The 14,348-nt window shown below is 62.2% G+C and carries 11 protein-coding genes; 8 read left to right on the top strand and 3 right to left on the bottom strand.

What is annotated here, in order from left to right:
* Positions 1–108: 108 nt before the first annotated feature.
* Both HMPREF3092_RS04620 and HMPREF3092_RS04615 read right to left on the bottom strand, forming a co-directional pair.
* Positions 109–918: a hypothetical protein gene (locus HMPREF3092_RS04620; protein ID WP_019174481.1), complete on the bottom strand. Its 810-nt coding sequence runs from the start codon at positions 916–918 to the stop codon at positions 109–111.
* A 169-nt stretch (positions 919–1,087) separates the two neighbouring features.
* The gene (locus HMPREF3092_RS04615) at positions 1,088–1,636 is read right to left on the bottom strand and encodes an RNA polymerase sigma factor (RefSeq protein WP_019174482.1); all 549 of its coding nucleotides are present in this window, start codon (positions 1,634–1,636) and stop codon (positions 1,088–1,090) included.
* 830 nt (positions 1,637–2,466) lie between these two features.
* Here HMPREF3092_RS04615 and HMPREF3092_RS04610 point away from each other — a divergent pair.
* From HMPREF3092_RS04610 to HMPREF3092_RS04590, 5 genes are all read left to right on the top strand, one after another.
* Positions 2,467–2,682, top strand: a complete 216-nt coding sequence (locus HMPREF3092_RS04610; RefSeq protein WP_019174483.1) for a DUF4244 domain-containing protein — start codon at positions 2,467–2,469, stop codon at positions 2,680–2,682.
* Between the two features lie 56 nt (positions 2,683–2,738).
* Positions 2,739–3,128 (top strand): TadE family protein, encoded by a 390-nt coding sequence (locus tag HMPREF3092_RS04605; RefSeq protein WP_082790993.1) that lies wholly within the window; start codon positions 2,739–2,741, stop codon positions 3,126–3,128.
* Positions 3,125–3,520, top strand: coding sequence for a hypothetical protein (locus tag HMPREF3092_RS04600; RefSeq protein ID WP_239232859.1), 396 nt, complete (start codon positions 3,125–3,127; stop codon positions 3,518–3,520). The genes HMPREF3092_RS04605 and HMPREF3092_RS04600 overlap by 4 nt, the downstream gene beginning before the upstream one ends.
* 93 nt (positions 3,521–3,613) lie before the next feature.
* Entirely contained in the window at positions 3,614–5,215 is a 1,602-nt protein-coding gene (locus HMPREF3092_RS04595; RefSeq protein WP_062020159.1) for an SLC13 family permease, read from the top strand.
* Between the two features lie 63 nt (positions 5,216–5,278).
* Positions 5,279–6,082, top strand: coding sequence for a 3-oxoacyl-ACP reductase (locus HMPREF3092_RS04590; protein WP_244878104.1), 804 nt, complete (start codon positions 5,279–5,281; stop codon positions 6,080–6,082).
* Between the two features lie 86 nt (positions 6,083–6,168).
* Here the strand turns inward: HMPREF3092_RS04590 and HMPREF3092_RS04585 are convergent, their stop codons facing one another.
* Positions 6,169–8,655, bottom strand: coding sequence for a DEAD/DEAH box helicase (locus HMPREF3092_RS04585; protein ID WP_070423994.1), 2,487 nt, complete (start codon positions 8,653–8,655; stop codon positions 6,169–6,171).
* Between the two features lie 75 nt (positions 8,656–8,730).
* Here HMPREF3092_RS04585 and HMPREF3092_RS04580 point away from each other — a divergent pair, with 75 nt between their 5' ends.
* The 3 genes from HMPREF3092_RS04580 to HMPREF3092_RS04570 all read left to right on the top strand — a co-directional run bounded on the left by HMPREF3092_RS04580 (position 8,731) and on the right by HMPREF3092_RS04570 (position 13,925).
* A complete protein-coding gene (locus HMPREF3092_RS04580) occupies positions 8,731–10,482 on the top strand; it encodes a DUF7059 domain-containing protein (protein WP_083274251.1) in 1,752 nt (583 codons plus the stop codon).
* A 110-nt stretch (positions 10,483–10,592) separates the two neighbouring features.
* On the top strand, positions 10,593–13,382 hold the full coding sequence (gene topA, locus HMPREF3092_RS04575; RefSeq protein ID WP_070423993.1) for a type I DNA topoisomerase: 2,790 nt from the start codon (positions 10,593–10,595) through the stop codon (positions 13,380–13,382).
* A 123-nt stretch (positions 13,383–13,505) separates the two neighbouring features.
* On the top strand, positions 13,506–13,925 hold the full coding sequence (locus HMPREF3092_RS04570) for an ectoine synthase (RefSeq protein WP_256173386.1): 420 nt from the start codon (positions 13,506–13,508) through the stop codon (positions 13,923–13,925).
* The last annotated feature ends 423 nt before the right edge of the window (positions 13,926–14,348 follow it).

Below are 14,348 nucleotides of genomic sequence, written 5' to 3'. Positions count from 1 at the left end.
CTGCGGGGCAAGAAGCAAGATCAAGGTCAAGGTCAAGGTGAGCGTGGCGGTAAGGCGAGATGCTCTTCGCATGTCGTGGTCACTTTCTTGTGAGAAAGACGAGACCGGTCAGCGGTCCCAGGCTACGTAATGGATGACAGATGGTGACGCAATGTCCGTACGGTCGTTGCCGATGTAGATGGTCTCAGCTGCGGTGATCGAGCCCGCGCGGGGCGAGATGATGAGTAGGTCTTCGACGTGTCCGGGGTCGCGGTCTGTGGCGCGGATGGCGATGCCGTCACGTCCGAGGCGGTCGGTGACGCGGCCCGCGACCTCCAGATTAGGCAGACCGCTGACGTAGGAGAGAAGCGCGCTCTCCTGGTCTCGAGAGAGGACGTTGCTGGAGAGAATGCTGGAGACCTCCTGGATCGTCTCTCCAGCTCCTAGCGGCTGTTCGCTTCCTGCCACTGTGGCGAGGTAGTCAGCGATCTCTGTCGGTTCAGTCGGCACTGCTTCGGGGTAAGGAGTGTCAAATTCGCCAGGTGCGAACGTCTCGTCTGACAGCACCGTCCCCGGCGTGGCCAGATGCTCGGTCTTTTGTCCAGGGAATGGGGGCGCAACGGTAACTACGACGTGTACGTTCCCGTCGCCGACGAACGTGATCTCTTCGTGCCGCGGTTCGACGGACGAGGAGATAATAGTGCCGTTGGCGTCGATTTCGGTGTTCAGCACCCAGGTTTCCATCCGGATCCTGTTCGGCGGCGGGTCGCGCTGCAACATCAACTTTGCTGACTCGTCGAGAATTTCTTCCGCGGAAGCATCTATGTGATCGGTGACGAGCAGTGGTGGGGTCGCCGCTGATGCCGGTGTGTCGGGGAGAATGTTGAGTGTGACGCCCCCGGCTATGGCGAACGCTGCAAGGGAGGATGCGATGAGCATCAGCCGCCGGCTGAATCGTCGAGGGTGACCCGGGCTGGGCCCGAGTCGTCGACTCGCTGGTGGGACATTTGGGGAGGAGAGAACCAAGTCAGCGAGTTCTTGTTTCGCGCGCCCCGTCAACGGGAGGTGTCGGTGCCCACTCAGTGGTCGCGCATCGCGGATGCGTCGTTCAAACTCGTCCATCCTTGACCTCCTCACTGTGAGCGTCCTCGACGGCGTTGTACAGCAACGCTTTGAGCGTCTGTCGGGCACGTAACAGCCGTACCCGCACGGTCACCGTCGATATCCCAAGGATCGACGCAATCTCCGCACGAGTGAGGTCTTCCCAATAGGCCATGTAGAGAATCTCGCGGTCGGTTTCTCTCAGTCCTGCCAGAGCCCGGCGAACATCCAGTGCATCTGCGGTCTCCATCCTGTAGGAGCTATCGCCGCTGAGCCCACCGATCCGGCTAAACAGCTCCGTCGAACGAGCCACGCGCTGGTACTCGTTGCCAATGATATTGCGCAACACTTTGTACACCCAGGGCAGAGAGAGATCACCTCCGGACTGATGGTGAGCCCACGTGATCCGGAAGGTCTCCGCTGCCACATCCTCGGCATCGGCGACTCCCGATAGACGTTGCTGGGCAACCGTGAGGACGAGGCGATAGTGTCGAGCATAGAAGTGCGCGAACACCTCGGCGTGCGCCACGCTGTCGCCGTCGGCTTCCTGCCTCACCTCGTCTCCTTCCGATCGATCGGATCGATGCCCTCCGAACATCACTCCTCGGCACGATGAGAGACTTCAGAACAGCTTCAGATACGACCGCCCTGATCGCTATCATGCCCGCCCCATCTGGCTCGTCCCAATCGCACCTCTCACAGTTTTCTATTTGCTGACAGCGTCCCCGCGTTACATCCCAAGCGAGCCGTGCCACCTGTCCTCCACGGCCAGGCGTGCACCACACAGAGTCAAGGAGCCCGCCACCACCATAAATGTGATCTGTATAACACGATGTAGTGCGGGTTTGTGCTCAGAAAATAGCGAAGGTAGAGGAAGCCGCTATAGCTCACAGTTGGAGTAGCGTCCTCGCGGGGCGGGGACAGCGGCAGAGGGGAGTCGGGTGAACGGGGGTGCGGCAGGAGTCGGGATTGTCGTCACCTCCAGCTGCCTTTCCTCTGACGTGTGTAGTCCTCGCAACGAGACACCAGCTCAATGACGGTCCGTCAGCATTCATCGACATCGCAGTGAACCGACCCTTGAAGGCAGTCAAGTCATGACTTGATCACAGATTTCACGAATCGCGAGCGGGTGCCTGCCGCGCTGAAGCTCAGGGAATGAGGGTCATTCGAACTCGGAGGGTTGATCCCCACGGTTGACTCCAGACAGACGAATATGTCGGTGCTGTTTGGGTGAAGGGCTCCTGCTGATCGACGCGGCTGAAACTGGACTGCAGTTCTGAAGCCTGGGGATAACTTCGCGGTTGTCCCCAGGCTTTTCTTCTCTCTTCTTTCGGGTGCTCCGCACCTGCACGCTGGAAGCGCCATCTGAAGAAAGGAAGGGAAAAGATGGACAACGAAGTTCAGGAACTCGTTCCGATGGAAGAAGAAAAGAAACCCGTGCGCCTGCGCAAACCAGACAGGGGAGCGACAACGGCAGAGTATGCGATCACAACACTCGCCGCGTGTGGTTTTGCCGCACTGCTCGTTGTGGTGCTGAAATCCGAGGGCATCCAAACTCTCATCACAGGTGTCATCTCCAAAGCGCTCAACATGGGCGGGTGATGGCAGTGCCCACTTCGATGTTTCGCCCAGGGAGCCACACTCGTGACGCTGCTCGTATGTCAAACGCTCTCTGCCGGAAGCGGACCGCAGGAAAGGACTGCGGTGCCGTCACGGCCGAATTCGCCATGATCATGCCGGCTATCGTGCTCGTCATTCTTATGGTCATCGGAGTGGGCACCCTCGGCCTCGCGCAGCTTCGCACCTACGAAGCTGCGCGGGCCGGCGCACGCGAAGCCGCCCGCGGCGAACCCACCGCAGAAGTGCGCCGCAGTGCGGAAAGCAAAGCCGGCCCCGGTTCCGCCGTCACAATCGGCAAAGACGGCGAATACACGGTCGTCACCGTCACCGTCCCGACACCGAAGACCATGCGGAAGCTCATCCCTCGCGTGCAAGCAGTGCAAAGAGCGCGCACGGAAAGCAGCGCGCAGTCCGGAGACGCACAATGAGCACACAGCAAACGCGGCAAGCTCAGCGGCACCGCCGGGCAGATCGCGGGTCCATGCCCGCAATCGCAGTCAGCCTCATGGGGTTAGCGGCAGTGCTCATTGCAGGGCTTGGACTGACCAGCAAAGTCATCCTCGTATCCGCGCGCGCAGACGGCAGTGCCGACCTTGCAGCCCTGGCAGCAGCTGACGCTGCGCGGGGAATCCGTACCGGCGACCCCTGTGACGTTGCAAAGAAACTCATCGAAGCCGACGGCTTCACAATGGACGACTGCATTGCCCGTCCTGACCTGGGACGGGCGAAAGTCACCGTCAAAGCGAAGCTGCCAGCCCCGTTTCCCGCAGTGAAGCGCTCAGCCGTGGCAGGTGGGCCGCAGCCGCACACAGCCGGTTGAAAACCCAAAACGGGGCAGTTCATGCAGTGTTTGCAACAGGGGCGTACCGTCGAATGTGAACATTGCACTTTGCAGCACACTGATTGGAGCGCTATGGCCAGCTCAGGCAAAAGCCCCCTCCGCAAACAGGCCGAACGGCGATCACGTGACGCAGAATCCGCCAAGCGAGAAAAAGCGGTTGTCGCCCAGGCACAAGAAGCTGACTCCGGCAAACACCCCGACGGCTTCCTCGCTCACCTGAACCTCAAACCAATCTGGTTCTTCATCGCTTTTGCAGCACTCATCGGAGTGATGTTCATTCCCACCGGTGACGACCTGACGTTTGCTGGGAAAATGGGTCTGGCCGTGCTGGCCTTCGCAATCGTCATGTGGGTGACAGAAGCAGTTTCCTACACGGTCTCGTCCATCCTGATCGTCGGAATCATCACCGTCATGCTGTCCTTCACGCCAGCACTCGACGGTGAATCCCCCGAGGCGATGGGCACAACCGAATCAATCAAACTGGCACTGAGCGGATTCTCCAGCGCCGCCGTTGCGCTCGTCGCCGCAGCACTTGCGCTCGCGGCCGCGATGCAGGCCACCGGCCTGCACAAGCGCCTGGCCCTCTTGGTACTGAAAGTCGCCGGCGAAAAGACCAGCAGCGTGCTCATCGGCGCGATCGTCATTTCGACGATCCTCGCGTTCTTCGTCCCCTCCGCAACAGCCCGCGCAGGTGCCGTCGTGCCGATTCTTCTGGGCATGGTCGCTGCCTTCGGCCTGCCCACCAACTCACGACTGGGCGCCCTGCTCATCATCACAGCAGCCCAGGCCGTGTCCATCTGGAATGTCGGCATCAAAACCGCAGCAGCACAGAACCTCGTGGCCACAGGCTTCATCGAAACCTCCATGGGCCAGTCGATCTCCTGGGGGCAGTGGTTCTTGTGGGCCGCCCCGTGGTCGGTTCTTATGAGCATCGCGCTGTTCTTCATCATGCGCCGCGTCATCAAACCCGAAGTCGATCACATACAGGGTGGCCGGGCAGTTGTTGAAAAAGAACTCGCCGAACTCGGCCCCATCACCGGAAAAGAAATCCGCCTGGTCATCGTCGCCGTGTGCCTGCTGTTCCTGTGGGCAACCGAAGAAGTGCTGCACCCATTCAGCTCGGCAACCGTCACCATCGTCGCCATCGGCTTCCTCCTGCTTCCCCGCGTGGGAGTGTTCTCCTGGAAGACCGCAGAAAAGCTCATCAACTGGGGCACGCTCATCGTGTTCGCCGTCGGAATCTCGCTCGGCTCGCTCCTGCTGAACACGGGAGCGGCAACGTGGCTGTCAGAGAAAACCTTCGGCGCACTGGGTGTGACCGACATGCCGATGCTCGCCATGATCGCCCTCGTCGGCATCTTCACAATCCTCATCCACCTGGGATTCGCATCGGCAACATCCCTCAGCTCCGCGCTCATCCCGGTGTTCATCGCACTCGCCCAGTCCATCCCCGGTGCGGCAGGCGGCGGAATCGGGTTCGTCATCATCCAGCAGTTCCTCATCTGCTTCGGATTCCTGCTCCCCATTTCCGCCCCGCAGAACATGCTCGCCTACGGAACCGGCGCGTTCACGGCCAAGCAGTTCCTCAAATCGGGCATTCCGATCACCATCGTCGGCTACCTGCTGGTCCTGCTTCTGTCCGCCACCTACTGGAAGTGGATAGGCCTGGTCTGAGGACCGGGTTAGGGTGGAAGTCCACGCAGTTTGACCATGGCGGTCAATACCCAGGGAGGTTCAATGACGAACGCACAAGCTCACACAACAGCAGCCATGCCCGTGAGCGAACAGCTGGTGCTAGTCACCGGTGCCGCACGCGGGCTGGGCGCTGCTCTCGTCAAAGCCTTCCACGCCGAAGGTGCGGCTGTTGTCATCAACTACCGCAACTCGGAAGACCAGGCGGTTCGCCTTGCCGAACAGATCCGGGCGCAAGGCGGCGAGGCGCTGGCCGTGCGCGCGGACGTCACTGACTTCCGCGAGGTCAAGGCCATGTTCGATGCCGCACGCGAAGAATTCGGCAGGCCCGTCACCACCGTGGTCAACAACGCGCTGGTCGACTTTTCATTCAACGGCGACGAACGCCCGGACGCGGACTCCATTTCCTATGCCGCTTTTGACGACCAGTTCCGCGGCACCATCAGCGGCGCGGTGCACGTCATCCAGGCGGCTATGAACGGGTTCCGGGAAATCGGCTCGGGCCGGATCATCAACATCGGGACCAACCTGTTCCAAAACCCCGTCGTGCCCTACCACGACTACACAGCCGCCAAAGCTGCCCTGCTGTCGCTGACCCGCACCTTCGCAAAGGACCTCGGCCCTCTGGGCGTGCGCGTCAACATGGTCTCCGGCGGTCTGCTGCGCACCACCGACGCTTCGGCCGCCACTCCGGACGAAGTCTTCGACGCAATCGCAGCAACAACACCGCTGGGCCACGTGACCACACCGGAGGAATTCGCCTCGGCCGCCACGTTCTTCGCCCAGCCGGCATCGCGCGCGGTCACGGGCCAGAACCTCGTGGTCGACAACGGCCTCGTTATGGATTGAGTCTCAGCATCGACTGAGTTGGTCGGGGAGGCTTGGGCGCCCCACTTTCGTCAGGGGAAGACGCCCCACTTTTGGGGCTGTCGCCCTCACCCCAGCATCTGCTGCAGAAGCCGGCGGGCGGCGTCTTTGTCCAGCGGCTCATTGCCGTTGCCGCACTTGGGACTCTGGACGCAGCTAGGGCAGCCGCTGACACATTCACAGCTGGTCAGAGTGTCCAGAGTGGACTGCCACCACCGGCGGAATTCCGCGAATCCGCGTTCGGCAAAGCCCGCTCCGCCGGGCTGACCGTCGTGCACGAAGACCGTCGCCATGCCGGTGTCGGCGTGTTTATCCGAGGACACCCCGCCGATGTCCCACCGGTCACACCCAGCAAACAGCGGCAGCAGGCCGATCGCGCAGTGTTCAGCCGCGTGAACCGCACCCGGCAGATCTGCTGCCTCCACCTCGGCATCGGCAATCAGCCCTTCCGGGGCGGTCCACCACACAGCCGAGGTCTGCAGGGTGCGGGCCGGCAGGTTGAGTTCGAATTCGCCCAGGCGGACACCCGTGCGCTTCTGCTTGCGCACAAATGATGTCACCTGGTCAGTCACATCGACGATCCCGCTGAAAACCCGCACTCCGCTGGGCAAGGCGAACTGGTCGTGGGTTTCGACAATGCTGATTTCTGTTGTCGACTGCGCCTGCGTTGTGAAGTCGACGGAAACCTGCTGGACCATCGCGAGCGAGTTGTCCAAATCGAGGTCCATCACCTGATATTCGATGCCCTGGTGGACGTAGATCGCACCGGTGTGGGTTTGCATGTGCGCGCTGGCGTCGTCAACCGTGCCCAGCAGCTGCCCGGTTTCGTGTTCCACAAGCCGCACCTGGCCGCCGCCGGAACCGCGGATGTCGGTCAGCGCTGCCGCCGATTCCGCTTTCGTCCAGAACCACCCGGTTGGGCGGGCCCGCAGCATGCCGTGTTCGGTCAGCTGGGCGACAAGCTGGGCTGCCTGGGATGACGAGGCGCCGCCCGGTTCTTCTGTCTGTTCCGGCTGGTCAGGGGTGGAGTGGTGGGCGCTTGGGTGAGTATGGGCGTCGAAACGGGGGAAGTCGGCGGTGGTCAGCGGCAGTTCGGCGGCTGCGGCCAACAGGTGACCCGCTAGGACATAGGGGTTGGCGGGGTTGATGACGCCGGCGTCGACAGGGGTGTCAAAGATCGCCTCGGGGTGGTGGACAACGTAGGTGTCCAGTGGGTCATCGCGGGCGATGAGAACCGCAGACCACTGCTGGCCGGAACGACCGGCCCGTCCCGCCTGCTGCCACAGGGCGGCCAGGGTGCCGGGCCAGCCGGCCATGACGACCACATCGAGCCCGGATATGTCGATGCCCAACTCCAGTGCGTTCGTCGACGCGACGGTGCGCAGCTTGCCGTTGCGCAGGGCGGTTTCCAACATGCGGCGCTCTTCGGGCAGGTACCCGCCGCGGTAGGCCGCAATCGTCTTCGTCAGTTCCGGTGCGATGGTTTCGACTTCCTGGCGGATGGCCGAGGCGAGGGCTTCCGTTCCTTTTCTTGAGGCGATGAAGGCAATCGACCGGTAGCCGGCGCACGTGGTGTCGGTGAGCATGTCGGCGGCTTCGGCAATCGTGGAGCGGCGGGCTGCGTCTGCGGGGAGGGCGTCGTCGGCGTCGTCGGACCCGGGCGGCGAGGTGTCAGGGGTGTTTGCTGGGTCGGTGGATTCCGGTGTGGTCGGCGTGGTCGGTGCGGTGGAGGGAATTCCGAGGCCCCCGTCAGCAGAGCCTGGCAGCAGCGGAGGTTCCCACAGGATGAATTCTCCGGCGGCGCGCGGGGAGCAGTCGTTGGTGATTGCGGCAGCCGGTCGACCGGTGAGCCGGGCGAAGGTTTCGGCCGGTTCGCTCATGGTGGCCGATGCGCCGATGACCACCGGCTGGGCACCGTAGTGCTCGGCAATGCGCAGCAGCCGCCGCAGCACGAGTGCCACGTGCGAACCGAAAACGCCCCGATACCTGTGGGCTTCGTCGACGACGACGAACCGCAGGGACTTGAACCAGCGGGCATAGCGGGAGTGGGCCGGAAGGACTGAACGGTGCAGCATGTCCGGATTGGTGAACAGCAGGTTCGCCCACCGGCGGGCCCAGTCCTTTTGTTCGCGTGAGGCATCCCCGTCGAAGGCTGCCGGCCGCAGGCCCTGCAGGGGCAGGTTCTTCGCAGCCGTCAGCTGGTCGTGTGACAGGGCTTTCGTCGGCGCTAAATATATGGAGGTCGCCGGCCGGATGCTGTCGCGGGTGCGGGCTATGGAATCGAGGATCGGCACCAGGAAGGTCAGGGACTTACCTGACGAGGTGCCGGTCGCCACCACTGTGTCAGTGCCTGATGCAATGCTGTTCACAGCTTCGACTTGGTGCTTGTACGGCTTGGTGATGCCCGTACCGGCGAATACCGCGGTGACGTCGTCGTGCACCCAGTCGGGCCAGTCACCGGTAAGTGCTTGCCGATGCGGAATGCTCTCAATGTGGGTCACGCGGTCGGCACGTTCGCCAAAGCGAGTGAGGAGGTCGGTAAGAGCGGACGGCATGCGCGCATTCTCTCACGTGCCCGGTTGTGCGTAGGCTTGATATGCGCTGTCTGCTGCCTGCTGTTGGAAGGAAATATGCGAAGCTCGCTGCCCGCTGTGCCCCGGATTGACTCTGCAGGGGCTGCTGGAACGTCCGCAGGCTCTGAAACATCAGGGGGTTCGGGAGCGACCGTGGCCGGTGGCCATGCTGCTGGCTCTGCATGGCCGGCGCGCCTGCGCTTGGCGCTGGAAGGTCTGGAGTACACGCAGCCGGGTCTGAAAGCACTGTGGGGACCGGACGTCGACCAGGCGCTGCAGACAAACGATGCCGCACCCGCCCTGTGGTTTTCGCGCACAAGCTCCGCACCGCTTGCTGTTGTCGCACGGCTGTTTCTGCTGGCGGATGCTGTTCCCACAGCCAGCGCTGAGGACGCTCTGGGCGCCGAACTCGTCAGTGCGCTGCAAGCTGCTGGCCTGCTGGTTTCACCCGATGCTGGTGAGTCCCACTCAGGTGACCCGAGCCCGGGTGAGCATGCGGAGGAAAGCGAGCGACGCCTCGTGAGTTCCGTGTCGATCGCTCCGTACTCCCTGCCGGTGGGTGTGCCGCGGCTGGCTGGCAGGCGCAAACCTGACACCCTCTACCTGGCATCGGATTTCGGGACGCTCACACGGCCGGAAGTGCTTGACGGCGACTTCGTGCTGGGACTCGGCGGTGCAGGGCGCACTCTCATCGAGATCACACCGCGCGAAGCCGTGACAACAGCGGCTGACATTGGCACGGGCTGTGGGATTCAGGCGCTCGCTCTGGCGCTGCACGCAGACACCGTCATCGCAACCGATATCTCTGAGCGCGCCCTGGAGTTCACGCGCCTGAACGCACAGATCAACGGGATCGGCAACATCGAAACCCGGCAGGGAAGTCTGCTGGAGCCTCTGCACGGACAGACGGTCGACCTCTTGGTGACGAATCCGCCGTTCGTCATCACGCCGCAGGCTGCCCGCGGGCAGTTTGAATACCGCGATGGCGGGATGCCAGGTGATCAGCTGATGCGCTCGCTCGTGCGCGACATTCCGCATCATCTGAGCGACGGCGGGCAGGCCGCCATGCTCGGCAACTGGGAGGTCGGCCAGCCGGATGCCGAGGCCGGTCCCTCTGCCTGGCACAAGGCGGCGCAGGATGAGGCCGCATCAGCAGACGAGGCGGCGGTTGGCACAGCTGCCGTCGGCCAGACATCGCTCATGGTGATTGAACGCGAGCAGCTGTCGCCTACCGCCTACGCGCACACGTGGATTCGCGACGGCGGTGTGGTTCGCGCCAGCGAAAAGTGGAACGCAGATACCGCCGCCTGGCTTGACGACTTCGTTTCGCGCGGCGTCGAGCAGATCTCGTTTGGGTGGGTGCGGTTCAAGAGGGGCGCTGGTGGCGTGCCGGTTGTTGCCGCGCATCGTGTCAGCGGCCCGCTCGGGGCGAACGCGGCAGGGGTGGCGGCGTTTCTCGACACCCGTATGGCAATGCTCGAATGGCTTGCCGGTGCCGAAGACTCGGAAATAGCCGACACGGCTTTTGTTCGCGGCTCCGATATCGTCGAACACCGGCACCACACACCGGGCAGCGAAAATCCGTCCGTCATCGAAATGGCGCAGGGAACCGGTTTCGGGCAGACGCTGACAGTTGATACCGCACTCGCCGCGTTCATCGGAGTGGCCGACGGGACCATGACTCTGCGCACCGTGGCAGGGGCGCTCGCAGCCTTGCTCGAAGTGGATTCTGACAAGCTGTGTCAGCAGCTGGTAGAGCAAGTGCGCGACATACTCCCGCTTGGATTCGTCTACCCTGTACTCGAGTAGGACCGTTACAGTCAGGTGACGGCTGCAAGAAGCCTGGATGTGGCTATCAGCATCAACGCCGTGTCAGTGCCCGGTGCTACATTCGCAGCGTATCCGTGGAAAGGAAAACTGTGGCTGAGAAGAAACCACGTCGTTTGGTGATCGTCGAATCCCCGACGAAAGCGCGGACGATTGTCGGCTTTTTGGGCGACGGCTACACCGTCGAAGCCTCAGTGGGGCACATTCGGGATCTCCCACAGCCCTCTGAACTGCCCGCGGACATGAAAAAAGGGCCCTACGGCAAATTCGCAGTCGACGTCGAAGACGGCTTTAAGCCCTACTACCGGGTGGACCCTGACAAGAAGAAGAAAGTCACCGAGCTTCGCAAGCTGCTGAAAGAAGCCGATGAGCTTTATCTGGCAACAGATGAGGACCGCGAAGGTGAAGCCATTGCGTGGCACCTTCTGGAAGTGCTCAAGCCGAAAGTCCCGGTTAAGCGCCTGGTGTTTCATGAAATCACCCCGGAAGCCCTTGAACGGGCACTCGAAAACACCCGCGAAATCGACTACGACCTCGTGTACGCGCAGGAAACCCGCCGCATCCTCGACCGCCTGTACGGCTACGAAATCTCGCCCGTTCTATGGCGCAAGGTCCGTGCGGGGCTGTCCGCCGGCCGTGTGCAGTCCGTTGCCACCCGTCTTGTTGTCGAACGCGAACGTGAGCGCATGGCGTTCGTTTCGGCTGATTACTGGGACCTCGACATCGACCTGCAGGCTCCCGGGCAGGCCGAAAGCTTCGCGGCGAAACTCACCGCCGTTGACGGGCAGAAGATCGCCCAAGGCCGCGACTTCACTGACGAAGGCACGCTGAAACCGCGCACTAAGGCGCGCATTCTGGGTCAGCAGGACGCCGAAGAACTCGCAGCCAAACTCAGTGGTGAAGCCAAAGACCGACTGTCAGTCACGGCACTTGAGACCAAGCCGTACTCGCGTCGTCCCGCGGCGCCCTTCACCACCTCGACCCTCCAGCAGGAAGCCGGCCGCAAGCTGCGCATGAGTGCTCGTCAGGCCATGCGCACCGCCCAGTCGCTGTACGAAAACGGCTACATCACCTATATGCGTACGGACTCACCAGTCCTGTCATCGGAAGCGCTTTCGGCTGCTCGCCGTCAGGTGGGTGAGCTCTACGGCCCCGAATTCGTGCCGTCGAAGCCGCGCATCTACGCCTCCAAGCAGAAGGGTGCGCAGGAAGCACACGAAGCCATCCGCCCCGCCGGTGACCACTTCCGCACGCCGGCCCAGGTGTCGAGTCAGCTGCGCGGTGACGAATTCAAGCTCTACGAACTCATCTGGAAGCGCACTGTCGCATCGCAGATGGCCGATGCCAAGGGTTCGACCGCAACCATGCGGATCAACGCGGACCTCGGCAGCGGAAGCAGTGCCGAACTGACCGCAAGCGGCACCGTTATCACGTTCAAGGGATTCCTCGCCGCCTACGAAGAAGGCCAGGACCTCGAGCGCTATGGCTCGGACAAAAAGGACAAGAGCCGACTGCCGGACGTCAAAGAAGGCGACGCCCTGTCGGTCGACCGCGTGGAAGCCGATGGGCACACCACGGCACCTCCGCCGCGCTTTACGGAAGCCAGCCTGGTCAAACGGATGGAAGAGCTCGGCATCGGCCGTCCTTCGACCTACGCGGCCATCATCTCCACCATCCAGGACCGCGGCTACGTCACCACGCGCGGCAACGCGCTCATTCCCAGCTGGTTGGCGTTCTCGGTGGTCAAGCTGCTCGAAGAGCACTTCGATGACCTTGTGGACTACCAGTTCACCGCCGGGCTCGAAGCTGATCTCGACGAAATCGCCAAGGGCCAGGAAGACAGCGCCGAATGGCTGCGCGATTTCTACTTCGGCAGCACGGCCGAGGACGGTCACGATGCGCCGGCTGGCATGGACTCCGACGTCGGTCACGCGGGGCTGAAGTCGATTGTCGACAACCTCGGAGACATCGACGCGCGTGAACTCAACACCGTGAACATTGCCGATGGAATCAACCTGCGCGTTGGCCGCTACGGCCCGTATCTCGAAGCCGAAGGCGACAACCCGGATCAGCCCAAGCGAGTGTCGCTTCCGGATGACCTCGCCCCGGATGAACTCACGGCAGAAAAAGCTCGTGAGCTCATCGAAAAGCAGGGCGACGGCGACCGTGAACTCGGTGTCGATCCCGAAAGCGGACACACGATTGTGGCGAAGAACGGCCGCTTCGGCCCCTATGTCACCGAGGTTCTGCCGGAATCTGACGAAAAGCCCAAGCGCGGAGCCAAGAAGCCCAAGCCGCGCACAGCGAGCCTGTTCAAGTCGATGGATCTGAACACCATCGGTCTGGAAGAAGCGCTGAAGCTGCTGAGCTTGCCCAGGATTGTCGGCCAGGACGCCGAAGGTGTCGACATCACCGCGCAGAACGGCCGCTACGGTCCGTACCTGAAGAAGGGCACCGACTCCCGGTCTATCGAATCTGAAGAGCAGATCTTCACCATCACGCTTGAAGAAGCCGAAAAAATCTTCGCTCAGCCCAAGACCCGCGGACGCCGTGCTGCGAAGCCGCCGTTGAAGGAATTCGGCACCGACCCGAACTCCGAAAAGCCGGTTGTGCTCAAGGACGGCCGTTTCGGCCCGTACGTCACCGACGGCACCACGAACGCAACCCTGCGCAAGGACGACACCGTCGAAGGCATCACCGCTGAACGCGCATTCCAGCTGCTGGCTGAAAAGCGCGCTAAGGGGCCGGTCAAGAAGAAGACGACCACGCGGAAGACAACGGCGCGTAAGACGACTGCGAAGAGCACTGCGTCGAAGACGGGCACGGCTAAGAAGACGACTGCGAAGAGCACTGTGAAAAGCAGCACCGCGAAGAAGTCGTAACGGCGGACTGGCTAGGCCGAGTTTCTTTGCTGACGGTCACTCCTCGACCGTCGGCGGAGAGAACCCTTGGTAAGCACTGAGAACGCTCCTTGTGCCTTGTGGCGCAGGGAGCGTTCTCGTAGCGTGACTGATGTACGGATTTCTCAATACGACCTCATAGGAGGCGCCGTGTTCACTCGTTCCGTTAACGATGTCGAAGCTGTTGAGTGGGGTGCTGGAACCAGCCAGCGCGTCCTGACTGCAAAAGACAATATGGGCTTCGCCGTTGCCCGCACCGTTGTGCGCAAGGGCACCGAATCGAAGCTTGAGTACCGCAATCACCTGGAAGCCTGCTACTGCATTTCGGGCTCCGGCAACGTTGAGGACACAGAGGGCAACGTGTTTCCCGTGACCCCCGGCGTCATCTACGTCCTGGACAAGCACGACCCGCATTACCTGCGTGCGTCCGACCACGAAGACATGGAGCTGCTGAGCATCTTCAACCCGCCGATCGACGGCACTGAGAAGCACGTGCTCAGTGAGGACGGCTTCTCGAGCTACTGAGCTTCAACGACAGCGCCCGGTCAGCATGCAGTTGTGCACGCTGACCGGGCGCTTCTGTATGCGGTGGCTGCCGGGCTGAGTATCAGCCGCGGCGGGTGGGCTGGATTTACGCGGTAATGCAGGTTTGCGGTTTAATGCGGTGCATTAGCGCGTGAAGTTGCATTTAAGCGTGAGTTTGGCGTCGTCGTGCGGGAGAAGTGCGACCGGTGCCGGCTAGCCCAGCCCTGCATTCCAGCCCAGCCCTTCAACTCAGCCCGCACCTCCACCCGCAGCTCCCAACCGTCCCGGCAACTCCACCTCGTCCGTCCCAGCCACCTCGTTCCCGTTGCGCGGCTGGATTTACGCGGTAATGCAGGTTTGCGGTTTAATGCGGTGCATTAGCGCGTGAAGTTGCATTTAAGCGTGAGTTTGGCGTTGTTGGGC

It is taken from the genome of Brevibacterium sp. HMSC24B04 (assembly GCF_001806835.1).
GTDB lineage: Bacteria > Actinomycetota > Actinomycetes > Actinomycetales > Brevibacteriaceae > Brevibacterium > Brevibacterium ravenspurgense.
The sequence above is the reverse complement of the archived record's forward strand: the minus strand, read 5'-3'. Positions and strand labels throughout refer to the sequence as shown.

Bases quoted from the DNA above. Each gene is read 5' to 3' on its own strand.
- HMPREF3092_RS04585 (WP_070423994.1), bottom strand. From the start codon at position 8,655: ATGCCGTCCGCTCTTACCGACCTCCTCACTCGCTTTGGCGAACGTGCC.
- HMPREF3092_RS04610 (WP_019174483.1), top strand. From the start codon at position 2,467: ATGGACAACGAAGTTCAGGAACTCGTTCCGATGGAAGAAGAAAAGAAA.
- HMPREF3092_RS04620 (WP_019174481.1), bottom strand. From the start codon at position 918: ATGCTCATCGCATCCTCCCTTGCAGCGTTCGCCATAGCCGGGGGCGTC.
- HMPREF3092_RS04595 (WP_062020159.1), top strand. From the start codon at position 3,614: ATGGCCAGCTCAGGCAAAAGCCCCCTCCGCAAACAGGCCGAACGGCGA.
- HMPREF3092_RS04605 (WP_082790993.1), top strand. From the start codon at position 2,739: ATGTCAAACGCTCTCTGCCGGAAGCGGACCGCAGGAAAGGACTGCGGT.
- HMPREF3092_RS04580 (WP_083274251.1), top strand. From the start codon at position 8,731: ATGCGAAGCTCGCTGCCCGCTGTGCCCCGGATTGACTCTGCAGGGGCT.
- HMPREF3092_RS04600 (WP_239232859.1), top strand. From the start codon at position 3,125: ATGAGCACACAGCAAACGCGGCAAGCTCAGCGGCACCGCCGGGCAGAT.
- HMPREF3092_RS04590 (WP_244878104.1), top strand. From the start codon at position 5,279: ATGACGAACGCACAAGCTCACACAACAGCAGCCATGCCCGTGAGCGAA.